Genomic DNA, 23,027 nt, shown 5'->3' with positions numbered 1-23,027 from the left:
CAATACAACAGAGATTCAGGGGGCATAATTGAAATGAAAGATATGAAATATTTAATCTCCGTGCTCATAGGCGCAATGAGCTACGGCATTTTATCCACAATCGTCGTATTAGCATACGGAGAAGGCTATAAGCTGGGCGAAGTCGTTGGTACGCAGCTGCTGACCGGCTGCATTCTTGCCTGGCTGCTGGCTTTATATACTAAGGTTAGAGAGAACCGCAAACAGCGCAGCCGCACCAATACTGCGGCAGCGGTTGCTGTCAGCAAGGCTCCGGCCATGAAGCTGGCCTGGAAGCACAGATTGCTGCTGATGCTCGCCGGCGCGCCAACAGTGGTTACCGGTCTGCTGTACTACCAGTCCCTCCGGTATATTCCGGCGTCGCTCGCGATTATTCTTCTGTTCCAGTTCACCTGGATCAGCGTGCTGATCCAGGCCGTAAGCAAACGTCAGCGCCCGGATAAAATCACTGTGCTGACCTTGATTCTGCTGTTCGGGGGAACGCTGCTGGCAGCCGGAATTCTGAATCAGGGAGCTGCCGAGTTTAACGCACTTGGGCTTATGCTCGGGCTGTTATCTGCGGTAAGCTACTCCATGTTTATTATCTTCAGCGGCAAAGCCGTTCCGGCTGCACATCCGGCCTACCGGAGCGCCTGGATGGTTACCGGCGGCCTGCTGCTGCTGTTCATCCTGTTCCCGCCATACTTCCTGTTTAACGGTTTGCTGTGGAGTCAGCTGCTGTTGTTCGGCTTCCTGCTGGGATTGTTCGGCGCCTTTATCCCTCCAGTCCTGTTCGCCATCGGTGTCCCGCATATTGGGGGAGGAATGGCTGGTATTCTAGGTGCCGCTGAACTGCCGGTTGCCGTGCTGCTGTCCTCGTTCGTACTGCATGAGCATGTGAGCGGCCTACAGTGGGCCGGAGTGATTCTGGTGCTGATCGGAGTCGTACTGCCGGAGCTGTATAAGCTGCGCTGGGGGAATTCCCGGTCGGTAACTTCAACATCCGTTTAAGTCTTACTCAACATTAACATGAAGCAGAGGAATAATTTCCGTATTACCCGGAAATCAATCCTCTGCTTATTTGCATACGCAGAATGTCCGGTCATCCGGCGGAATGACATTTATTGAAAGCGCAAACATTTTTGTTGCCAAAAGTGAAATAGAGTGCTATTCTGTATTTGGGATTGTTACTGAAAAGGCAAAACCCAAAACATGGTCACGTGTTTTGGGTTTTGCCTTTCTTTATGTTAAGGCCTGCGGGACGCCGCGGGAATCCTTGATTAATCCGTCTACATCCTGCATTGATGAATGAAATTCGGGATAAAGGAGGGCAGAGGGTTGATTATCGAAAAAATTTTCAATAACAATGCCATTATTGCCAAGGATTCAGGCAAAGATGAATTGGTCGTCATGGGACGCGGCATCGGATTCAAGAAGAACGCCGGCGATCCGGTGGATGTATCCCTGATTGAGAAGACGTTTGTACTGAAACAGAATGATGCTTCGGAGAAATTCAAGGCACTCATGGCAGATGCGCCTGCCGAATATGTAGCCTTAAGCTACGATATTATCGAATATGCCAAGCAATCCCTGAAGGTGCGCCTAAGCGATTATATCTATGTTACATTGACGGATCATCTGACCCATGCACTTAGGCTCTGGAATCAGGGAATCCGCAATACCAATCCGCTTATTTGGGAGATACAGCGCTGTTATCCCAAAGAATATGGTATCGCACTGCAAGCCTTGCAGATCATTGAGAATTATACCCGCATCCGCCTGCCGGATGATGAAGCCGGTAATATTGCCCTGCATCTGATCAATGCACAAATGAACAGCTCCGGTCATAAGATTGCAGATGTCACCAGACAGACGCAACAGATTGATGACATTCTCAATATTGTTAAGTATTCGTATAACAACGAGATTGATGAGAGTTCGGTCAGCTATGAACGGTTTATTACCCATCTGCGGTATTTTTTCCAGCGGACACGTAAGAAGGAAGCGGTGGAGTCGGTTGATGATTTTCTGCTGAAGCAGGTACGGACCAAATACAAGAAGGCGCATAGCTGTGTACTCAAAATTGAGCAGTACCTGGACACCCGGCTTCTGGATGAGGAAAGGCTGTACTTGACGATTCACATTCAGCGGGTAACACAAAGACAAACTGAATAAAACCTTTGGATTGTTACTGGTCATGCAGGCGAAACCAAATCAGGCAGAATATTGCTGTGATGGTTTCGCCTTTCGTTTGTTAACCATGATTTGGGAGGGCTCATTATGAAATACGATACACTCGCAAAAGAGATTATCAGGAATGTCGGCGGCAAAGAAAATGTTAACGGATTAACCCACTGTGTGACCCGTCTGCGCTTCAAACTTAAGAACGACACACTGGCGAACACAGATGTGCTGAAAAATATGGATGGAATCGTTACAGTCATTCAGAGCGGCGGCCAATATCAGGTTGTCATCGGCAATCATGTATCTGAGGTCTATGCCCAGGTTATGGCTGCTGGCGGATTCCAGGAGGGCGGGCCAGAGGCAGCCACGGCCGGTAAAACAAGCCTGTTCAACAGGTTTATCGATATGATCTCCGGGGTATTCTCTCCGACGCTCGGTGTGCTGTGCGCAACGGGCATGATTAAGGGGTTCACTGCCCTGTTTGTGACGCTTGGACTGATTACGAATACTTCGGGTACCTACCAGATTCTTAATGCGCTCGGGGATTGCCTGTTCTATTTCTTCCCGATTTTCCTCGGGTATACATCGGCGAAGAAGTTTGGCGCCAATATCTTTATCGGGATGGCAATTGGTGCAACGCTGGTATATCCGGCCTTCGGCAATATAACAGCTGCCGGCGAGCCGCTGTATACCCTTTTTAGCGGAACGCTGTTTGAATCACCGGTCTACATTACGTTCCTGGGTATCCCGGTCATCCTGATGTCGTATACCTCCAGCGTTATTCCGATCATCATCTCAACCTTTGTAGGCTCCAAGCTGGAAGGCTTCTTCAAGAAAGTGATTCCAAGTGTAGTGCGCACCTTCCTGGTTCCGTTCTTCACTCTGCTGATCATCGTTCCGCTGGCACTGATTGCGATTGGTCCAATCTCCACGTGGGCAGGACAACTGCTGGGAGAGGGAACCCTGTTCCTCTACAATCTCAGCCCGGTTATTGAAGGCTTGCTGGTTGGCGCGTTCTGGCAGGTATTTGTCATCTTCGGCTTGCACTGGGGTCTGGTGCCGATTGCGCTCAACAACATGGCTGTGTTGAAATATGATCCGATTCTGGCGGCTTCCTTCGGGGCTTCCTTTGCTCAGACCGGTGCGGTGCTGGCTATTCTGCTGCGGACCAAGAACGTCAAGCTTAAGTCTTTGTCTATTCCGGCAGTCATTTCAGGGATCTTCGGTGTAACCGAACCCGCCATTTACGGGATTACGCTGCCGCGCAAGAAGCCGTTTGTCTTAAGCTGTATCGCTGCAGCAGTCGGTGGCGGTATTGTCGGTCTGATGGGGACCAAGGGCTACATTCTCGGGGGGCTGGGCATCTTCGGGATTCCAAGTTATATCAGCCCGGACGGTATGGATAAAGGCTTCTACGGTGCAATTGCGGCGATTATAATCAGCTTCATTCTAGGCTTCATTCTTGTATTCTTCTCCGGTTTTAAGGATGAAGAGGCTGCTGAGAGCAAGAGCACAGGCACCCCGCGCAATACGCTGGTGAAGCAGGAGACTGTGGGAAGTCCGCTGAAGGGCCAGATCAGAGCGCTGTCCGAGCTGACAGACGAAGCCTTCTCTACAGGAGCCATGGGCAAGGGCATCGCGATTGAGCCTCTGGAAGGCAAGGTATACTCACCGGTAGACGGGGTACTGACCACATTGTTCGCATCCGGGCATGCCATAGGGATCACCAGTGATAACGGGGTCGATATCCTGATTCATGTGGGCAAGGATACCGTCAAATTAAAGGGCAAATACTTCACTCCTAAGGCCAAGCAAGGTGATCTGGTCAAAAAAGGACAGCTGCTGATGGAGTTTGATGTAGCGGCGATCAGAGAGGCTGGCTATACCCTGACCACACCGGTCATTATTTCGAATTCCGCAGAGTATCTCGATGTGATTGAGACGGACCTGAAGAGCATTGATTACAGGGAGAATCTGCTGACGGTCATGATCTGATCTGTTCAATGAAACCCCAAACGAGGAGGAACTAGAATGAGCATAATGTACAAAAGTTTTCCGGAGGATTTCCTGTGGGGCGGTGCAACCGCTGCCAATCAGCTGGAGGGCGGATTCGATGCTGGAGGCAAGGGACTAAGCACTGCCGATGTGATTACTGCCGGAACGCATACGTTATCCAGAAGAATCACACCTGTTCTTGAAGCCGGTTCTAACTATCCTAGCCATGAGGCAGTGGATTTCTATCACCGCTACAAGGAGGATATCGCTTTGTTTGCCGAAATGGGCTTCAAAGTATTCCGCTTGTCCATCGCCTGGTCACGGATTTTCCCGAATGGGGATGATGCGCAGCCGAATGAGGAGGGCCTTCAATTCTACGATCAGGTCTTTGCCGAACTCAAAAAGCATCAGATCGAACCGCTGGTGACGATCTCCCACTATGAAACCCCGTTTCATCTGGCTGAAGCCTATAACGGGTGGGCAGACCGCAGAACGATTGACTTCTATGTCCGTTACTGTGAAGTGATCTTCAATAGGTACAAGGACAGTGTGAAATACTGGCTGACCTTCAATGAGATTAATATTCTGACGATGCCGTTCGGAACATTCATGGCGGGAGCGATCATGCCACAGGGCAATGCAGAACTCGGTACTTCCGCAATCGGCGACAATGAGCAAATGCGTTATCAGGCGCTGCATCACCAATTCCTAGCAAGTGCCAAAGCCGTGAAGCTGGGGCATGAGATCAATGAGAAGTTCCAGATCGGCTGCATGATTGCCTACATGTGTTCTTACCCGTTGACCTGTAATCCGGAAGACGTTCTGCTGGCGCAGCAAAAGGATAATCTGAGCAATTTCCTCTGCTCGGATGTACAGGTCAGAGGCGCATATCCGGGCTTCGCTACAAGATACTTCAAGGAGAAGAATATTAAGCTCCAGGTGGAGGGGGAGGATGGGCAGACGCTGCGGGAAGGCTGTGTAGATTTCTACACCTTCAGCTACTATTCATCCACCTGTGTAAGCGCAGCACCGGATCAGCAGGCAATCGGAGGCAACCTGTCGATGGGGCTGAAGAATCCATATTTGCAGGCAAGCGCATGGGAATGGCAGATAGACCCGCAAGGGCTCAGATGGTCCCTGAACCATATTTACAACCGATATGGCATTCCTATGATGGTAGTGGAGAATGGACTTGGAGCTGTAGATACCGTTGAAGCGGACGGTTCGATCAAAGACATCTACCGGATCGAATATTTGCGGGAACATGTCAAGACAATGGGAGAAGCGCTGGAGGACGGGGTAGAATTGATCGGCTATACTCCTTGGGGCTGCATTGATCTGGTCAGCGCAGGAACAGGCGAAATGAAGAAACGCTACGGATTCATCTATGTCGACAAGGACAATGAAGGGAAGGGCACACTGGCCAGATCCCGCAAAGACAGCTTTTACTGGTACAAAAATGTAATCGCCAGCAGCGGAACACAGCTGGATTAATCAGGCTATCAGCAATGACTTCATAAGAATAGCAGCCAAAGAAGGCTGTCCCCCAAGCAGGAGCTATCCCAAGCAGCCAGTTCATGGCTTTTGGGTCAGCTCCTTTTTGTTGTGTATGAGCTCTTTAGTCCGGGCGGCACAGGGAATATATTTCATCAGTCCTTGCTGCTGCATACGGCAATATAATTCAGGTCCTTGCCGGTTGTATTGAAGAAGCTATACATCTTCTTGAACTGGGCTCGGTTTTCTTTTTTAAGTGCATTCTTGAAAATACGCAGCGTACCTAGGACACCTTCATCACGGAGCATGCCTTTAACGCTCATTAGCGACATGGTGCCTGTAGCATGTTCGATCTTGGTGAATCCGGTGGAGTTGAACAGTCCTTCCCACTCTGCAACAGGCAGCGGCTCTACATTAATATGAATTGTCCGGCGCAGCTCCGCCAGCTCCCCGGTCATATTGTCCTTCGCAAAAGTGATGTCATGCGTTAGCAGAACCCCTCCGGGCTTCAGCACGCGGTAATATTCAGCTACAGCCTTCTGCTTCGCCGCCTGATTCAGCATGGTCAGCATCGCTTCGTTAATCACGACGTCGAAGCTGTTATCCTCAAAAGGCAGCTTCATCGCATTGGCCTGTCTGACCTGAATGTACCCCTCCAGATTGGCATCTCTAATATTCTTCTCAGCCTTCTCAAGTGCCCTGGGGTCCATATCAATCCCGGTAATCTGGCACTTATACTCCCGCGCAAGCTGGATAGAGGTGGTACACATGTTGCAGGCCACTTCCAGCACACGGCTGTCTTTACACAGCTTTGCATGCCGGATCAACCAGTCCGTAGCAGCCACACCGCCGGGACGCAGCCGCTTTTTGCCCAGTTTGGCCAGGAAATTATGCCCGACTTCCTTTTTCAACGTGTCTCAGCTCCTTCTTCTCCGGTTTGACCACAATCAGCAGCATTTGGAAGGCTTCTGTTGCATACAGCGCATGCGGAATATTAGCAGGTAATATGATCGTTTCCCCGGCATGCACCGTGTATGGTTTATCCGCAATGGTGATCTGAGCTTCGCCCGACAGCATATTCACCATGGCATCACCCGGGGAGGAGTGGCCGCCAATCGACGAGCCCTTATCCAGGGAGATCAGTGTCATGGCGAGACTGGAGCGTTGTACCAGGGTCAGGCTCGATACCTGCTGCTCTTCCACCGTAATGATCTTCCGTAAATCCATGACTTCGGCTTGCGGCAATCTTTTAATATAGTGTTCTTGCTCCATACGATCTACCTCCAGGTTATATGCTGATTTGCAGAAATTTGCAGCTGCTCTGCGCAGCGAATTCATGCCAGGTACCGGCCTGGACGATTACCGCTGCCCCGGCGGTTAATGGACAGGGCTGCTCTCCTATGAGCATGTGAAGCTCTCCCTCCAGTACGTGAATGAGCTTGGATCTGGGCGAGGTCTCCGAGCTGATGGTCTCATCCTTATCCATGCCGTATAGTACCCATTCAGGTGCTTCAGCGGCTTGGCCCGAACCTTCTGTGATATTCAGTGTTCTGCTCGATATCTGATAGGGCCGGATGCTAATCATGTCATTGAAATAAAATACTGTGCCTGCAGTCATTCCGCTCATGCCGTCCTCCTGTATATATTGAATGATTCTTAACATTTGGTATAATGAGATGAGGTGAGAATCGTTCTCATTTATTAAATTGTAGCAGAGTTTGTACAATGACTCTGTTGCCATGGCAACAGGAGGCGGATAAATGTGCAGCAATATATGAACAAAATCCAAAGCACGGTCTTATTTAAAGGATTTATGATCAGTGAGGTGCAGCAGGCACTGGGCTGTCTTCAGGGTACCATCAAGGATTTCGCCAAGAAGGATGTCATCTTCAAACAGGAGGAATATCTGGTTTCGGCGGGTATTATTCTCCAGGGAAATGTATTGCTGTGCAAAGAGAATAGTTCGGGCATGCGCTTCATATTCTCGGAGCTTGAGAGCGGGGAGATTATCGGGGAGACCGCCCTTCGTCTGGAGCAGGAGCCCAGCGGCTACGAAGCGGTTGCAGGCTCGGCGTGCCGGGTGCTGTTCATCAAGATTAACAAAATTGTACGTCCGGGCCAGGCGACCTGCCATTTGAGAAGCCGGATTATTGAGAATATGCTGACCTTGCTGCTTGAGAATAACCGGTCGATGTATCAGAAGCTTGACCTGGTCTCACACAAATCACTGCGGGAACGGATTATCCACTTCTTCAGCCTGCAGGCCCAAAAAAATAATTCGCCCGTCTTTGAAATTCCATTCAGCCGGAATGATCTGGCGGATTACCTGACTGTGGACCGGAGTGCCTTATCCAGAGAGTTGCAGCGGATGGCACAGGATGGACTGATCCGGTTTACACGGAACCAGTTTGAATTGCTGAAGGCAGATTATGAGAAGCAGTGGTGGAAGAATCAGTGGTAAAAGCATGCGGACTCCTGTAAGTACAGATTGACAATCTGTACTTTTGGATATATTGTAGATACATTAAGTCTTTGATTTAAGGTGTTTACTTCCGGTCCAATTAACCAGAACAATCTGTAGAAGTTAAAGTGGAGGGCGTAGTCCGCTTTTATTAAGGACTTAATATATCTTTAATATATTTTATAACAAGAGAGACAGGTGGAGACGGAATGAAAAGCAGACCCGGATTAATTATATCTTCGCTGGTCATCGCGAATTTCCTCGGGCAGCTGATGCAGACGATGCTGAATACGGCATTGCCCAGAATGATGCTGGATTTGGGGATTAATGAAGGCAGGGCCCAGTGGCTGATTACAGTATACTATCTGACTGCAGGCATAACGGTGCCTGTTGCCGGATTTTTAATCGGAAGATTCACGACAAGAGGTTTATTCTTCACTTCGGCAAGTGTCTTTGCAGCAGGCACACTGATCGCGGGAATATCCCCGGACTTTATCCTTATTCTGGGCGGGCGTATTATTCAGGGTTTGGGCGCAGGACTGCTGATGCCTCTGTTCCAGACAACGATTCTAAGGGTGTTCCCGAAGGGGAAGATAGGCTCGGCTATGGGGTTAATCGGACTGGTAATGGGCCTGGCTCCGGCGCTGGGTCCGACCCTGTCAGGATTAGTCGTTCAGGATCACTCCTGGCGGATTCTCTTCTATGCATTGCTGCCTGTAGTGATAGCCAATCTGCTGCTCGCTGCGTTCAGTCTGCAGAATGTGGGGGAGAGACACCGGGAGAAGCTGGACTACATATCTATTCTATTATCAACAACCGGATTTGCCGGTCTGTTATATGGTGTTAATCTGGCAGGGGATCAAAGTGCCCCGCGGGTATGGGCAGGGGCCGTTATCCTAAGCGGGATATTGTTCATAATTCTATTTATCAGGCGTCAGCTGAAGCTTACCGTTCCATTGCTGGATTTCAGGCTGTTCAAGAGCAGGAGCTTTAGCCTTGCCTCAATCATTGGAGTGCTGATGTTCATTGTAATGGTGGGTGCTGAGCTGCTGATTCCGTTATATGTGCAGAATGTCCGGGGGCTGACGCCAAGTGAGTCAGGTCTGATGCTGCTGCCGGGTGCGCTGCTGCTGGGGTGTACCAGTGTAATCTCTGGAAAAATATATGACCGCTATGGAGTGAAGATAGTGCTTCGCGGCGGGTTTACCCTCATTGCCGGGGTATCTTTGCTAATCTCGCTTATGTTATCCCAGGATTCATCCATACTTATACTCGCTGTGCTCTATGTATTTCTAATGGTGGGAATCGGGTTTATTATGACCCCTGTTACCGCCTATGCGATGGCAAGTGTACCTCCTCAGATGATTGCACATGCCTCTCCAATGACGATTTCGATCCGCTCGTTAGCCAGCTCTATGGGAGGGGTTCTGCTGATAGCCATAATGACGATTACGATGAATTACAGTTCTTTCACATTCCCGGTGAATATGATGCAGGGATTCCATGCCGCTTTTTGGTGCCTGACCGTAGTAGCCATAGCCGGATTAGGTTTATCGTTTAATCTGAAGGGGCTGACTCATTCGTAAAGAATAGTTAAGGGGATATTCACTTTACGCAGATCGTCCATGGTTTTAACGACAATAATCCATGTTCAAAATGGGGAGATGAATCTATTATATTAGTAATGGTGATAATGATTATCATTATTAATAAATGATGGAGAGTGGTAGCAGGCTATGATTAAGAGAATAACAGGTTTGGTACTTGCTGGTGTTATGGCGCTGGGTATCGTTTCTGCCGCAGGTGTAAATGTCGCACCTGTGGGCGTTGCGGAAGCCGCACAGGCAACGCAAAAGATTACCTATAAAGGCAAGGTATACACCGTTCCTGTCAAAACCAGTAATATTGTTATTACCGGTGCAGTAGAGGCGCTGGAAGACGCACTGGTACTCAATTTCAAACCCAAGGGAGCACTGACTGTCGGTGGTGAGTTCCCTTCAATCTTTTCCAAAATAACAAGCGGTGTAACAGCGATCGGGGAAAAGGCAGAACCTGACCTGGAAGCGATCCTGAAGCTCAAACCGGATATTATCCTCAGCAGCACGAAATTCCCGGCGGAGACCAATGAGAAGCTGGCGAAGATCGCGACTACGATTCCAGTATCGCATATCGCGACCGATTGGATGGACAACCTGAAGCTGCTCGCCGCACTTACGGGCAAACAGAAGGAAGCGACCACTGCGATTCTGAAATACCAGAAGGAGCTGAAGGAAGCCAAAGTGAAGCTTGCGCCGAAGCTCAAGGACAAGAAGGTCATTGCTCTGCGCATCCGCTCAGGCAGCCTGTTCCTCTATCCGCAGGACGTATTCTTTAACCGCTCCCTGTATGCCGATCTGGGGGCAACTGTACCGAAGGAAGTACAGCAGGTCAAAGCCCAGCAGAATATTTCCCTGGAATCCTTTGCCGCAATCAACCCGGATTACATCTTTGTACAGTTCTCGGCGGACGAGAACAAAGACAATCCCAAGGCTCTGCAAGAGCTGAAGAAGAACGCCATCTGGAAGAGCCTGAAAGCTGTGAAGGGCGGCAATGTATTTGTCAATCTGGTGGATCCGCTGGCACAGGGCGGGACTGCATTCAGCAAGTTCTCCTTCCTTGAAGCCCTGATGAAGACCAAACTGTACACAGGGAAGTAAGATTAACTCCAGCCAGTTGAAACCAATGGAAGAATAGGAGAGAGCCCAGGCCGGCTCTCTTTTTGCTGCACCAAGAGCTGGCGCAATTCATTGCTGAATTATATATAGCACCTTATATTATGTTATAATGAATTTCTTATTGTAAATTACAAAGAATAGAGGTCGCTAGAGGATGAAAGTTAAAGTTAACCGCAATGCTGCAAAGGTTCTGAAGGATATGCTGAATACTCCTGAAGCGGAAGGCAAGAAGATCCGCGTCATTATTACTCAGGATCACGGCAATCACGGGCACTATGATGTTGCTCTTGATACACCAACTGAGCATGATGAAGTGGTTGCCACGGATAAAGGTATCGAGATTGTGCTGGATACACGTCAACCGTTGCTCGACGGTGTTTGGATTCAGTATTTCTATGTTCCCCAGGAAGGCTTCTTCATTACGAATCCCTCTACAGGATTTCTTGAGAAATAAACAGCTGATCCTGATATAGCACCATATGGTTTGAGACGGCATTGTCTTAACAGCCTTATAAGGGCTGCTAAAGATAATGCCGTCTCTTTGGGTTATTTAAATAAACAGAGCGGCAATATTCATCATTTATTGTACTTCCGCCCAAAAAGTCGTTGCAAAAGTATGTATAATCGTTGACTGCCTACATTAGACGGGCTTGGATTTTTTATTATACTGTAATTGTAAGCGATTACACATACGCTGGGGGGAAATTCAATTGAACAAGAAAAAAAGATTAACACTGCTGTCCGGTATACTGATGATCTCTCTGCTTGCTGCATGCGGCAATAACAACGGTAATGCCGGAGGCAGCACGGCGGAGCCGCAGGCTTCGGCAGCCGCGACAGAAGCTGCAGGGACGAATGCCAGCCCAGCCGGAGATTCCGGCACAGTGGATACGTCCCAGCCCGTAACACTGAAGATGATTTTTGTAGGACCTAAGCCGGTCGACTATGACCTGGTATTTGGAGAGATCAACAAGAAGCTGAAGGAGAAAGTTAACGCTACGCTGGAAGCCGAGTTCCTGGACTGGTCGGATTGGGCACAGAAATATCCGCTCAAGCTGGCGGCGAATGAGAATTTTGACCTCATCTATTCTGCCAACTGGGCAGGCTATAATGATCAGGCTCTCAAAGGCGGGTTTCTTGAGCTAACCGACGAATTGCTGCAGAAGTACGCGCCGATGACCTGGGAAGCGATGCCGGAGGTGGGCTGGGGTCAGGCGAAGGTGAACGGCAAGCTCTATATGGTGCCTCAGAACCGCGGGGAAACGATTGAGAAGCTGATTCTGTACCGGGAGGACCTGCGCAAGAAATATAACCTGCCGGAGATCAACAGTCCCGAGGCGTATGCTACTTATCTCAAGACGGTCTCCGAGAAGGAGCAGGGTGTCACTCCGTTCGTACCGGAGACAGGGGACTGGAAGCTGCACAATCTGGACCGGGTCCTGCTGAAGCAGCAGAATGAATGGAACATGTTCGACTTTGATCTGCCGATTGGCTTCAAGCTGACAGATCCGGCCGGTAAGGTATTCAATGTATACGAAACTCCGGAATTCAAAGAGCTTGTATATTATTATAAAGATCTTGCGGATCACAACGCCTGGTCGAAGAGTGCACTCAACAGCAAGCTGGATCACCAGCAGGAGTTCCGTGCAGGTAAGACAGCATCGATCACACACAATCTTGGCACACTTGGGGCTTTAATGACCGATATGCGCGAGAAAAATTCACCGTATGAGCTGGCTCTGGCTGATATTACACCGGACAAGAAGAAGTCTGTTGCTGTCTCCACCCAGAACGGGGTCTCCATTCACGCTACGACCAAGAACCCTGAACGTTCACTGATGGTGATTGATCTGCTGCAGAATGACAAGGAACTGCATGATCTGATGATGAACGGCATTACGGCTGTGCATTATAATCCGGTTGGGGACGATAAATATACGAATGCTGAGAAAAATGCTAACTATACCGGATTCTCCAACTGGGGCTTTAACTCTCCATTGAACCGGGACAACGCCTCCTTCCCTGACGAAGGCAATGCGCTGACCGACAAATGGGAAGGTGAGGTTTACCACTATCCGCTGGAGACCTTTGTCTTCGATAACAGCAAAGTGAAGACGGAGGTAGCTAATGTCGGTAATGTGATGCTGCAATACGGCATTCCGCTGGAATACGGTTCAGTGAAGGATGTGGACGGCGGACTGGCCAAGCTTCAGGCACAGGTGAAAGAAGCTGGAATTGATACCATCATCGCAGAAGTTCAGCGGCAGATTGATGAATTCCTGGCTAATTCCGGCCAGTAAAAGGCTGGAAGCATAAGAAGGCCCGCGTGGATACATGCGGGCCTCTTTATGTTCAGCGTAATCTTATTCTTATACCTTACAGGCCGGGGGAATGCTTTGCGGATTATTGAATACATTTCCGGGGTCATATTTGGCTTTGACTCTCCGTAACCGGGGATAGTTTGCTCCATAATAAACCGGTCCGGAATGTTTGATCCCCTGGTCCGGAACATTAATATAGCTTCCGACGATGAACGGCTGCAGCTTCCGGCGTGTATTCCGCACGATGGCAATATTTCTGGCAGCATCCGATTTCTTGACCCATGAACTGTTCCACTCTACATAGAATTTCGCTTTACGCCAGTAGAAGGCGGTAGCTCTGGGTGATTTACGGCTTACAGCCCCGCCCCAGTTGAGGAAATAGAACCCTGCGAACTCGCCCTCCACATTCTCCAGGAACTCACGCATAGACTTAATCGCTGTGTCCGGGAAAGGTTTTCTTCCGAAACCGCTGGAGAACTGGTTGCTGACTCTTTGAGTCTGCACCGGATCGGGAGCCAGCAGGAAACTCACTACTTTGGGATAAGGTAATGAGCGGATCAATTGATTCGTGGGCGTCCCTACGTCCGTAATGGGCTTTAGCAGGCGGACCGCCTCCGCTTTTGATCCGAGGAACAGGCCCAGCATGCTGACATTACCGCCCTTTTTGGGACCAATGGATAGCTCGCTGCCCAGTCTGGTGTTGACGGAAGGAGCCCAGCGCTGCCAGGTTTTGAGTACCTTCTCGAACTGGTTCCAGGGCCAGGTGATGCGGAATACGGTCGCTGTGGCCGGTGCGGGACGCACTTTGAACTTATAACGGGTGCAGACTCCAAAATTACCCCCGCCACCCCCGCGGGAAGCCCAAAGGAGATCGGCGTTGCTGTTCTTATTGGCGACAATAATCCTGCCTTTGGCATCCACCATCTCGAGCTCAATCAGATTATCGCTGACAAGGCCTACGGTCCGCTGAAGCGGCCCAATTCCCCCGCCTAGTGTAATGCCTCCGATTCCGACAGTAGGGCTATCCCCGAAAGGGGCCATGTATCCCTGCCGTGCAAGCGTATGGGCGATTCTTCCCACCGTATTTCCGGTCCCCACAACTGCAGTTCCCGATTTTTTATTGAGCTTGATGCTCCTCAGTTCACTTACATCGATGACAATGCCACCGTTGACCTGGGACAGATTGACCTCCAGCGAGTGTCTGCCGCTTCTTGGCCGGATAGGGATGTTATTCTCGTTGGCCCATCGGATGGCGTGGGCTACATCTTGCGTTTTCTGTGCGAAGACAAATACCTTCGGAAATCTGTCAGTATGCGGATCCCAATTTTTGCGTGCCGTTTCATAGCCCGGATCACCTTTATAGATAACCCGCCCGGTAAGTTTTGTTCCTGATTTCACTGATTCCAGCTCCTTTTGAGCTAACAATTTAACTGCATGTATGCAGTCAGGTCCCAATATAGTATGTAGGGCGTTAGTCTATGGAGTGGGCTAATCAGAAACATGGTTTTAAACGAAATTAATCCATATTTAACATTAGGCAGTAAGACGAAATCTATAAATACACAAACAAGGCAGTCCTCAAAAACGAGGAACTGCCTTGTTGCAGCCGTAGGAGTGGTAACGGAAAACGCCCAGCGCACTTCCCATCTGAAGAACTAATTGAGGGTCTTTACCAGCTCCCTGTGAGCTTTGATTAGATATCTATCCGCAGTCTTTTTACCATGGACATATACATAAAAGGAGTCATTATTGGAGGAAAGGACATTAAAATTGCCGGATACTGTCCCGGGATACGCTTGTGTAATAGTGCTTTCTAAGGAGTTATCGAGATAAGAATTCTCGCGCAGCGCATAATGGTCAACCTCTTTCAATTCAGCATCCAGCTTTAGCATGTCATATCGAACTTCTCCTGTTTCCTTGCCTCTAACATAGAGATTAAGATCAGCGGGGGCAGCCATATTATTACTTCCCCTTGTCTCCAGTCTGGAAGCAGGCATATTGGCTGCCTCAAGAGAGCCGATGTGCATTTGCTCCAGGTAGCCTGTAAAACTCAGTTTAGACATTTCTTTTCCGTTTGCAGGGTTCAAGGTTACGAGGTAGTCTGTCCGGGAAGCCTTGTCCTCGTATTGCAGATAGATATATCCAGCTCTGGTCATTAATTTTGGGGTTTCTAGTACTTGTTTAGGATACGTATTCTTCCAGAGCAGATTGCCTTTTTGGTCGTATTTCTTTAACGTGGTATCGTCATAATAATGAGAGAAAATAAGAAGCGAGCCATCATCCATTATTCGTAATGAAGTTTTTGCTCTTGTAGGATTCGGATCTTTATAATCTGCCTTCACCTTATACAGCAGCTTACGTTGTGTATTGTACACCTCATATACAGTTTGTTTATTCCTGTTGTCCAGGAACAGATAATAGCTTTTGCTTTCAGTGGCAAAATATTTAGGAACCGCCAGCTCTTTAGGAAGCGGCTGAATTTTGCCAGTGGCGGCGGATAAGCTGAGATTTTTATCAAGAGAGGCAAAAATAAGCTCTTTGTTGCTGCTGGTAAGCATAAAGTCATACGCCACAAGTGCATCAATAGCAGTAGACCAGCGGATTTTCCCTGTATTGCTAAGGCTGATTGCCTTGTAGTTTCTCTCATTCCCCATGGCTGGAGGAACCAGCAGATATACATTACCTTCGGGGTCAACGAACGGGTGAATCGTGGCGCTTAGTTTACCGGGAGGAGTATAGCGCCACTTCACCTTACCGTTATGATCTACTACGAATATACTGCGGGTATCCATGTCTTTATTAGCGTGTCCGATAAAATATGTATCCCCCGAGGCAACTGTAATAGGAACACTGTAGTACACATCTGACCGGCTATTGACAAAGATGGGATGGGAAACGAAATAAACCGGCGACAGTCCCTGTTCATACATGGGCAATGTCCAATCCAGAACATATTTATATTCAGGCGGTGAAGGGTCCTCTATAGAAGTTCCGTTAGCGTAAGATTGTCCGGAATAACATAGCGGAAAACCTATAAGTAATACGATTAGTGCTTTTGCCCACAAATACATAAATTACCCTCCAATATAAAATAATTCTCCCGAAGTATAATAGTAACATGATTTGTACTTTGAGAAGGTAATAATAGGCAACACTATAGGCAAATCAGTGAACAGCAGATTACGGTTGCCCTGTTTATCTCTCTTTCTTTAATAGAAGATATAGAAAATAAGGAGCGCCGATAAACGCAACCATGATTCCGGCAGCGATACCGTCAGGCTGTATCAGGTTACGGCCAATTGTGTCTGCCAGCAGCAGCAGCCAGCCGCCGATTAATATGGATACCGGCACGAATTGCTGATGCCGTGCTCCTACCAGGGCTCTGGCAATATGCGGAGCCATCAGGCCGACAAAGGCGATGCCGCCGGTCATCGAAACAGCCGACGCCGCCAGCGCAACCGCCGCCAGCATAAGGAGGACCCGGTCTCTGGAGACCGCCACACCTGCCCCGATAGCAGTAGGCTCGTTCATAGCAAGCAAATTCAGTGTTCTGGATTTGTACAGCACATAAGGGACCAGAATGATCAGCCAGGGCAGCAGGGCGAGAACGAAAGGCCAGTCTGTCCCCCACACATTGCCGGCCAGCCATTTGGAGATGAAGTCCACCTTGGTCCGGTCCACGGAAGAGATGAGTACGATCATCACGCCGGAGAGCGCCATAGAGAACCCGACTCCGGTGATGACCAGCCTGATCGGCTGAACGCCATCGGTACGGGTGTATGAGAAGGCATAGATGAGTACAGCTGTTACCAGGGCTCCGGCGAATGCCGCAAGCGGAATCATGTATATGAAGGACCCGGCGTCGATGGATGCAAAGATGAAAAAGACGGTAACACCGACCCCTGCCCCGGCATTAATGCCTATAATTCCCGGATCAGCCAGCTCATTGCGGGTAATGCCCTGCAGAATAGCACCGGATAAAGCTAGCGCCATACCTGCGAGCAGCGTAATCAGTATCCGGGGAAGGCGGATGGAGAACAATACAAAATTATCCTCGAAAGAACCGTGCCCGAGGATTGTCGGAATCAGTCTCCCGTATGACACAGGGGAAGATCCGATCCCTATTCCGATAACGATGGTGGCCAGGATAAGAAGCATGAGCAGCGACACGACAAGCGGTTGCTTACGATACAGCCGGGCTGGTTTCATGAGAAGGATCGCACTCCTTTACGGACAATGAACAGGAAGAACGGCAGGCCCAGCACAGCCACGATCGCGGCGACAGGCGTTTCGAACGGGACGTCAATCATCCGTCCCAGTGTGTCTGCGAACACCATAAAGGTGGCGCCGGCAATGGCGGACAGCGGCAGAATGGCGCGGTAATCCGTACCGGCAAATACCCGCACGAGGTGGGGGATCATCAGGCCGACGAAGGCGATGTTGCCGACAAGCGCAACAGCAGCGCCTGCGAGCAGTGTGATTAATATGTACAACGCAATCTTAACCTGAGTCGTCTTGAGCCCAAGACTTACAGCCGTTCCTTCGTTCAGACTAAGGATTGTCAGCTGACGGGACAGCAGGATGGAGACGATGAGGCATAGGATAATAATAGGGGCTATTGCTGTAATCTGACCCCAGGTGGTGCCGATCAGCCCGCCGGATGTCCACATCGATACATTTTTGGAGATTTTGAATTGAAGGCTGATTCCTTCGGCCACTGCCGTCAGTAGGGCTGATACGGCAGAACCGGCCAGTACCATCCGCAGAGGCGACATATTCTGCCTCCGGAGTGCAGCGATACCGAACACCAGCATCACGCCACAGGCTGCGCCGATGAAACAGGCGATCATGATTCCGTAGTATCCGATGGAAGGGATGAAGGCAAAGGATACCGCAAGTGCAGCATTGGCACCTGCGGTCAAACCAAGCAGCCCCGGGTCGGCAAGCGGATTTCGGGTTAGTCCCTGCATGATTGCCCCGGCAACAGCAAGGGCGGCGCCTACCAGAATCCCGCCGACTTCGCGGGGGAGCCGCAGTTCACGGATGATAGAGATATCACCACCCGTAGCCTTCGGGTTGCTGATGGCGCTCCAAATATCCGCCAGTGAAACATTTTTGGCACCGAGCCTGACCGCCAGGGCAAATACGGCCACAAATATAATCATGCTGACGAGCAGCTTAAGCACAAAAGCAGAGTTTATCGGCTTTTGAGGAGACTTTTTCTCCATTTCGACCATCCGTTCCTTATCAATTTGCGAAAAAAAAGAACGCGATTGCGCTCCTTTTTTTCGGTTTCAACCTGGCTGGACTCTTAAATAATAATTAATTCCCCAGCAATGACCTGGAAATGAAATCAAGCTGATAGTCTAGCGACAGGGCATCGTTGAAATAGAAAGATGTAGCATCTATTTCGTAGACATGATTATTTTTGACGGCAGGGATATCCTTGTAAGTGGAAGTCTCCTGGAAGGAAGCATCGCCGGCAGGGTCTTTGCTGTAGATCACGTAATCTCCCATATAATCCGGCAGGATTTCCAGTGACAAATTGAAGTATCCGTCTTTGGCTGTCATTTCCTTCACTTTATCCGGCATCTTCAGCCCCATGGCCTGATAGATGATTTCTGTACCGCGTCCCCAGGCGCTGCCGAAGGTGTACAGATTTTTGGAATCTCCTTCAATAACCGAGATCGTGCTATCAGCACCGATTTTGGCTTTGATTTCTTCACCGGCTGCCTGGGCACGTGCCGTGAAATCAGCAATCCAGTCAGAGGCTTTCTGCTCCTGGTTAACCGCTTTGCCGATCTCCAGGATCTGCGTCAGATAATCCACTTTGTTGTATGTATAGGTAACTACCGGTGCAATTTGTTTCATCTTGTCCAGGTTTTTGGTGTCTGACGAAGCAATGATTAAGTCTGGCTTGAGATTCAGAATACTCTCCACATTCTCCTCGGAGACTTCGGCGATATCCTTCAACTGATCCTGGAAATTCGGATTTGCTTTGATGTAGGAATCCACTCCGGCGAGGGGGACATCCAGAGCGAGCAGGTTGCCTGTGTATCCCGCAAGAACTACAACACGCTGGGGATTAGCGGGAACTTCGACAGGTCCGGTTTCGGACTCATAAGTAATGGTATCCGCGCTGCTGTTGTCAGCACTCGCAGTTGCGCTGGCTTCGGGTGCCGGTGTAGTTGTGGCAGCAGCCGTATTGCTGTCTGTACTGTTGCTTGCATTATTGCCGCAGGCACTTAGTAGCAGGAGGGTAAGGATGAGTAAAGGTAACAACAATTTCTTCATTTCTGGTAATCTCCCTTTCCATAATGTTTTATGAAATTGATAATCATTATCAATCATATGACTGTTAAAACTTTAAATGGTTATAGGCCGTTTGTCAATCCTTAACTTGATTTCGTAACCATGGTGCCAGTTGTTCGTATTAGGATAAAAAGCAGGGTCCCCATTTGTTCAAAGGCCGAAATACAGCAAGATAAAACCAATATGAAGCTAAGGTTGTGCGATCCTATGAATGAAATTGTCAGAGTTCATCCCCATACAGGTTATCAACTGGCTGAGCAGAAGGCCGCCCGCTACTTAAGCTCACTCCATGATCAGCTGAAGAGCCAAACTTATGTGACTGTGTTGACGGCGGATATCCATGAGTGGAAAAAGAAGCATATCCGGCGTTTCTCCGTGTTGTCCTTGTGGTCACCCGGAAAGAAAAAGCCGGACACCCAAGATTATTACCGCTACATCCAATGGCTGAATTACACGAAAAAGCTGGATGATTATCTGGACCGGAGCGTCTCGTACATTTATATGAGGGATCTGGGTAAGGCACCGGATTCTCCAGATACACAGAAACGGATCAGGAGAACCATCGCTGATCTGAACCGGCATCTGCTGAAGTCTGCCCGCTCAGGCAGTGGAGAAGTGCCGGATTTCATGAATCTGGACGGGGTATACCGCTGGGCCCAGAAGGAAGGGATAGAAGCTGCAGTGATCTGGGTTTTTGCCAAATTAAGAGCTGTAGCAGCCCATATACCGGAGGGAATGAACGCAGAGCATGCCCAGCGCAAGCTAATCAAGATTATCGTTGGCGTTATTCTGCATGTTATCGAAGAGATGGACGATGATACTGTGCTTGAGGAACGGTCCCGGAGATTGGATGAAGCGATCAGGCTTGGCTATTCCTATGGACTGACGTATCCTTTCGTCGATGATCTGCTGGATTCACAGCTACTGACGGTTCAAGAGAAAGAGCAATACTCTGAGCTGATTCGTTCAGCGCTGCTCACAGGAGTTGTGCCGGTACTTGGGGAGTGGTCCGGAGAGAACATAGAACTTATCGAGTATATTCATTCGGAGCTTTCTGAGGCATTCGGGTATATTAAGCAGCAGCAGCATCCGGAGACACAGCATATCTTTTTCGGCCAGTCCTTTGTTTTTTTTCAGGCTCAGGATATGGACCGAGTCAAGGTGCTCACCAGGGGGAATTACACTAACGATGATCTGTACATCCCCGTTATCTTGAAGTCATCATCGTCCCGGCTCATTGCGCGTTCGGTGATTAGTGCGCCTGCGGATGATGGATTTGAAGAGCGGACCTTCTTTTTTGGCCTCTACAATCAGCTTGCCGATGATTTCGCGGATATGACCGAGGATATGAGTGATGGAGCCGTAACGCCGTACACCTATTATTTGAAATATCATGAGCAAAGGCCGGATCTGATAAATCCTTTTGAATTATACTGGGCGGTGATCTCCAATCTGATCCACAATGTATACCACTCCAATGCCAAAGCCCGTGAGGTAATACTGGACCGGGCGATTAACGGGCTCAAACGTTATAAAGTACGTGTGGGATCAGATAAGTATAATGAGACGATGAGGATTTTTGCAGCAGGAAACTCGGATTTTAACAGGCTCATTCAGATCATGGTAGACAAGGCGGATGATGTGGACTTTTTTGATAAGCTGCTGCGGGACCGGATGATTGAGCACTTGAAGAAGGATGCCAGGGAGCAAATGGAGTTCTTCGCTACGTTTAAAAATGTCCGCAGTCTGATCAATGACGAACTGCTCTTTACCAAGCCGCAGGATCTACCGGCCATGAAGGAGCGGCTGATCGATGCGGCCAATTACAGTCTGGAGGGTGACGGCAAGCGGGTGCGCCCGATTCTAACCTGGGTGATGGGTGTGAAGGAATACGGCTTGGAGCCAGCAGCCATAATTCCGCTTCTCCGCTCGCTTGAATACATGCATACCGCCTCCCTGATCTTCGATGATCTGCCTTCCCAGGATAATGCCTCTACACGCAGAGGGCGCACGACCTTGCATGAGATTCACAGCAGTGCAGTAGCAGAGTTAACCGGTTTGTATCTGATCCAGAAGGCAATTGGGGAGCAAGCCTCGCTTGACCGGTTTAAGGCGGAAACTGTGCTTGCCTTGATCCGTTATTCGGCCCGGAAGGCAGAGGAGATGTGTATGGGCCAGGCGATGGATTTGGATGCAAAAGGCAGAACATTGACGCTGGAGCAGCTGAATAATGTGTGCTTTTACAAAACAGGAGTGGCCTTTGAGGCATGTCTGGTCATGCCGGCCATGCTGGCTGAGGTTAGCGATGCGGAGATCAGTGCGCTCAAAAAAATCGCTTACCATATGGGCATTGCTTTTCAGATTAAGGATGATTTGCTTGATGTGGAAGGGGATATGTATGTACTTGGTAAGCCTGTCGGCAACGATGCTGTTAACAATAATTCGAATTTTGTCTCGATTCTTGGCCAAGAAGGGGCCAGTAAAGAGATGTGGGATCACTATTGCAAAGCCAATGAGGCATTGCGCGGAATCCCGCGTAATATCACCTTCCTGAAGCATTTAATGAATTATGTGGTGAACAGGGAGCGGTAAACCCAGACTAATCGATCATTCGTCTGATCTCATCTGAGACCAGTCCGGGCTCGCTGTACATGATCATATGACCGGATTGCCTGGCTTCGACCAGGCGGCCGTGTGCCAATCCTGCGGCCGTCTGCTTATGCGCTGCATGAAGCGCCGGCCGGAAATTCCGTTCCATCCGGGTGATTAGCGTTCCGGAGAGGACGGACACCTCCATGCCCTCCAGCCTCAGCGGACGCGCCAGAAGTGCCCTTAAATCCTCGAGGAAGGTTGCTCCCTCAGCAACCATGGTATGAGCTGCCCGCATAGTGAAATCCTCCTGCCGCTGTTCCTTGTAGACATCCGCTGGCAGCACCTTACCCGGCTTGCTTCCCATCAGCTTGTATATGCCGGTTCCTGCAAGCAGCGGAAGAAGAGTGTTCATCTTAGCAAAATGCTTCACGGAAGCTTCTTCGAAATAGAGCCCGCAATGCTCGTCTGTCGGATCGACCAGAATAAGTCCCCGGATGATGGCAGGGTTCCGGGAAGCTGCTGTGCGGACAACAGGGCCGCCCCAGCTGTGTCCGACGAGAATGAAGGGGCCCGCTCCCAAGTGGCTCAATAAGCACATGAGATCATCAGCCATTCTGCTCAGGGTCCTTGGTGCCTGGTCCGCGTCGCTCTTTCCGCTGCCCGCCCGGTCGTAGACGACGGCCCGCGCGTACCCGGCGGCTACCGGCTGCACCAGCCCCCAGGCAGAGCGGGACATGCCCATGCCCGATTCGAATACCACAGTTACCGGACCGGCTCCGTTCTCCATGTAATGGAGCTGACGCCCGTCCTGTGTTTTTATGTAATGACTGTCTCCATACGTATGAGAGATCACAGCTGGCAGCTTCATTTTCCACCCCATCCATTAAGAATGATTATCAATTGGACTCATTGTAAGTGAAGAACGGGGAAAGGACAAGTCCGGGGAAATTCAATTTA

The 23,027-nt window shown here is 49.6% G+C and carries 19 protein-coding genes; 10 read left to right on the top strand and 9 right to left on the bottom strand.

Annotation, left to right across the window (positions count from 1 at the left end; all coding sequences use genetic code 11):
• The first annotated feature begins 42 nt into the window (after positions 1 to 42).
• The 4 genes from MKZ24_RS22900 (at position 43) to MKZ24_RS22885 (ending at position 5,670) form a co-directional block, all read left to right on the top strand.
• The gene (locus MKZ24_RS22900) at positions 43 to 1,008 is read left to right on the top strand and encodes a DMT family transporter (RefSeq protein ID WP_340790208.1); all 966 of its coding nucleotides are present in this window, start codon (positions 43 to 45) and stop codon (positions 1,006 to 1,008) included.
• 327 nt (positions 1,009 to 1,335) lie between these two features.
• On the top strand, positions 1,336 to 2,172 hold the full coding sequence (gene licT / locus MKZ24_RS22895) for a BglG family transcription antiterminator LicT (protein WP_340786967.1): 837 nt from the start codon (positions 1,336 to 1,338) through the stop codon (positions 2,170 to 2,172).
• A 105-nt stretch (positions 2,173 to 2,277) separates the two neighbouring features.
• Positions 2,278 to 4,176 (top strand): beta-glucoside-specific PTS transporter subunit IIABC, encoded by a 1,899-nt coding sequence (locus tag MKZ24_RS22890; protein ID WP_340786964.1) that lies wholly within the window; start codon positions 2,278 to 2,280, stop codon positions 4,174 to 4,176.
• Between the two features lie 45 nt (positions 4,177 to 4,221).
• The gene (locus MKZ24_RS22885) at positions 4,222 to 5,670 is read left to right on the top strand and encodes a 6-phospho-beta-glucosidase (RefSeq protein WP_445324195.1); all 1,449 of its coding nucleotides are present in this window, start codon (positions 4,222 to 4,224) and stop codon (positions 5,668 to 5,670) included.
• Between the two features lie 155 nt (positions 5,671 to 5,825).
• Here the strand turns inward: MKZ24_RS22885 and MKZ24_RS22880 are convergent, their stop codons facing one another.
• From MKZ24_RS22880 to MKZ24_RS22870, 3 genes are read right to left on the bottom strand one after another with little or no spacing between them, the layout of a single operon-like run.
• Positions 5,826 to 6,581: a class I SAM-dependent methyltransferase gene (locus MKZ24_RS22880; protein ID WP_340786958.1), complete on the bottom strand. Its 756-nt coding sequence runs from the start codon at positions 6,579 to 6,581 to the stop codon at positions 5,826 to 5,828.
• Positions 6,559 to 6,942: a cupin domain-containing protein gene (locus tag MKZ24_RS22875; RefSeq protein WP_340786956.1), complete on the bottom strand. Its 384-nt coding sequence runs from the start codon at positions 6,940 to 6,942 to the stop codon at positions 6,559 to 6,561. The genes MKZ24_RS22880 and MKZ24_RS22875 overlap by 23 nt, the downstream gene beginning before the upstream one ends.
• Positions 6,943 to 6,958: 16 nt before the next feature.
• Positions 6,959 to 7,297, bottom strand: coding sequence for a cupin domain-containing protein (locus MKZ24_RS22870; protein ID WP_042136832.1), 339 nt, complete (start codon positions 7,295 to 7,297; stop codon positions 6,959 to 6,961).
• A 135-nt stretch (positions 7,298 to 7,432) separates the two neighbouring features.
• On the opposite strand from MKZ24_RS22870, the gene MKZ24_RS22865 reads away from it, so the two are divergent.
• The 5 genes from MKZ24_RS22865 (at position 7,433) to MKZ24_RS22845 (ending at position 13,145) form a co-directional block, all read left to right on the top strand.
• Complete coding sequence (locus MKZ24_RS22865) at positions 7,433 to 8,131, top strand: Crp/Fnr family transcriptional regulator (RefSeq protein WP_340786953.1); 699 nt, start codon at positions 7,433 to 7,435, stop codon at positions 8,129 to 8,131.
• A gap of 209 nt (positions 8,132 to 8,340) precedes the next feature.
• Positions 8,341 to 9,717: a DHA2 family efflux MFS transporter permease subunit gene (locus tag MKZ24_RS22860; protein WP_042136835.1), complete on the top strand. Its 1,377-nt coding sequence runs from the start codon at positions 8,341 to 8,343 to the stop codon at positions 9,715 to 9,717.
• Between the two features lie 150 nt (positions 9,718 to 9,867).
• Positions 9,868 to 10,827 (top strand): ABC transporter substrate-binding protein, encoded by a 960-nt coding sequence (locus tag MKZ24_RS22855; RefSeq protein ID WP_340786949.1) that lies wholly within the window; start codon positions 9,868 to 9,870, stop codon positions 10,825 to 10,827.
• A gap of 172 nt (positions 10,828 to 10,999) precedes the next feature.
• Positions 11,000 to 11,299 (top strand): heme biosynthesis protein HemY, encoded by a 300-nt coding sequence (locus MKZ24_RS22850; RefSeq protein WP_042136836.1) that lies wholly within the window; start codon positions 11,000 to 11,002, stop codon positions 11,297 to 11,299.
• 256 nt (positions 11,300 to 11,555) lie between these two features.
• Positions 11,556 to 13,145 carry an ABC transporter substrate-binding protein gene (locus MKZ24_RS22845; protein WP_340786945.1) on the top strand — a complete coding sequence of 530 codons (1,590 nt, stop codon included), beginning with the start codon at positions 11,556 to 11,558 and terminating at the stop codon, positions 13,143 to 13,145.
• 69 nt (positions 13,146 to 13,214) lie between these two features.
• Here the strand turns inward: MKZ24_RS22845 and MKZ24_RS22840 are convergent, their stop codons facing one another.
• The 5 genes from MKZ24_RS22840 to MKZ24_RS22820 all read right to left on the bottom strand — a co-directional run bounded on the left by MKZ24_RS22840 (position 13,215) and on the right by MKZ24_RS22820 (position 19,460).
• The gene (locus tag MKZ24_RS22840) at positions 13,215 to 14,564 is read right to left on the bottom strand and encodes an FAD-binding oxidoreductase (RefSeq protein WP_340786942.1); all 1,350 of its coding nucleotides are present in this window, start codon (positions 14,562 to 14,564) and stop codon (positions 13,215 to 13,217) included.
• 257 nt (positions 14,565 to 14,821) lie between these two features.
• Positions 14,822 to 16,237: a hypothetical protein gene (locus tag MKZ24_RS22835; RefSeq protein ID WP_340786939.1), complete on the bottom strand. Its 1,416-nt coding sequence runs from the start codon at positions 16,235 to 16,237 to the stop codon at positions 14,822 to 14,824.
• Between the two features lie 124 nt (positions 16,238 to 16,361).
• Positions 16,362 to 17,375, bottom strand: a complete 1,014-nt coding sequence (locus MKZ24_RS22830; RefSeq protein ID WP_340786936.1) for a FecCD family ABC transporter permease — start codon at positions 17,373 to 17,375, stop codon at positions 16,362 to 16,364.
• Positions 17,372 to 18,394 carry a FecCD family ABC transporter permease gene (locus tag MKZ24_RS22825; protein ID WP_340786931.1) on the bottom strand — a complete coding sequence of 341 codons (1,023 nt, stop codon included), beginning with the start codon at positions 18,392 to 18,394 and terminating at the stop codon, positions 17,372 to 17,374. Before MKZ24_RS22825 ends, MKZ24_RS22830 begins: the two co-directional genes overlap by 4 nt.
• Positions 18,395 to 18,488: 94 nt before the next feature.
• The gene (locus tag MKZ24_RS22820) at positions 18,489 to 19,460 is read right to left on the bottom strand and encodes an iron-hydroxamate ABC transporter substrate-binding protein (protein ID WP_340786928.1); all 972 of its coding nucleotides are present in this window, start codon (positions 19,458 to 19,460) and stop codon (positions 18,489 to 18,491) included.
• A gap of 225 nt (positions 19,461 to 19,685) precedes the next feature.
• Between MKZ24_RS22820 and MKZ24_RS22815 the strand changes: the two genes are divergently transcribed.
• On the top strand, positions 19,686 to 22,070 hold the full coding sequence (locus MKZ24_RS22815; protein WP_340786926.1) for a polyprenyl synthetase family protein: 2,385 nt from the start codon (positions 19,686 to 19,688) through the stop codon (positions 22,068 to 22,070).
• A 7-nt stretch (positions 22,071 to 22,077) separates the two neighbouring features.
• On the opposite strand, the gene MKZ24_RS22810 is transcribed toward MKZ24_RS22815, so the two are convergent.
• Positions 22,078 to 22,938: an alpha/beta fold hydrolase gene (locus MKZ24_RS22810; protein ID WP_340786925.1), complete on the bottom strand. Its 861-nt coding sequence runs from the start codon at positions 22,936 to 22,938 to the stop codon at positions 22,078 to 22,080.
• Positions 22,939 to 23,027 lie beyond the last annotated feature (89 nt).

It is taken from the genome of Paenibacillus sp. FSL R7-0297, assembly GCF_038009025.1.
Classification (GTDB): Bacteria; Bacillota; Bacilli; order Paenibacillales; family Paenibacillaceae; genus Paenibacillus_AQ.
Note: the sequence above shows the minus strand (reverse complement) of the source record. Positions and strands in the feature narration are given on the sequence as shown.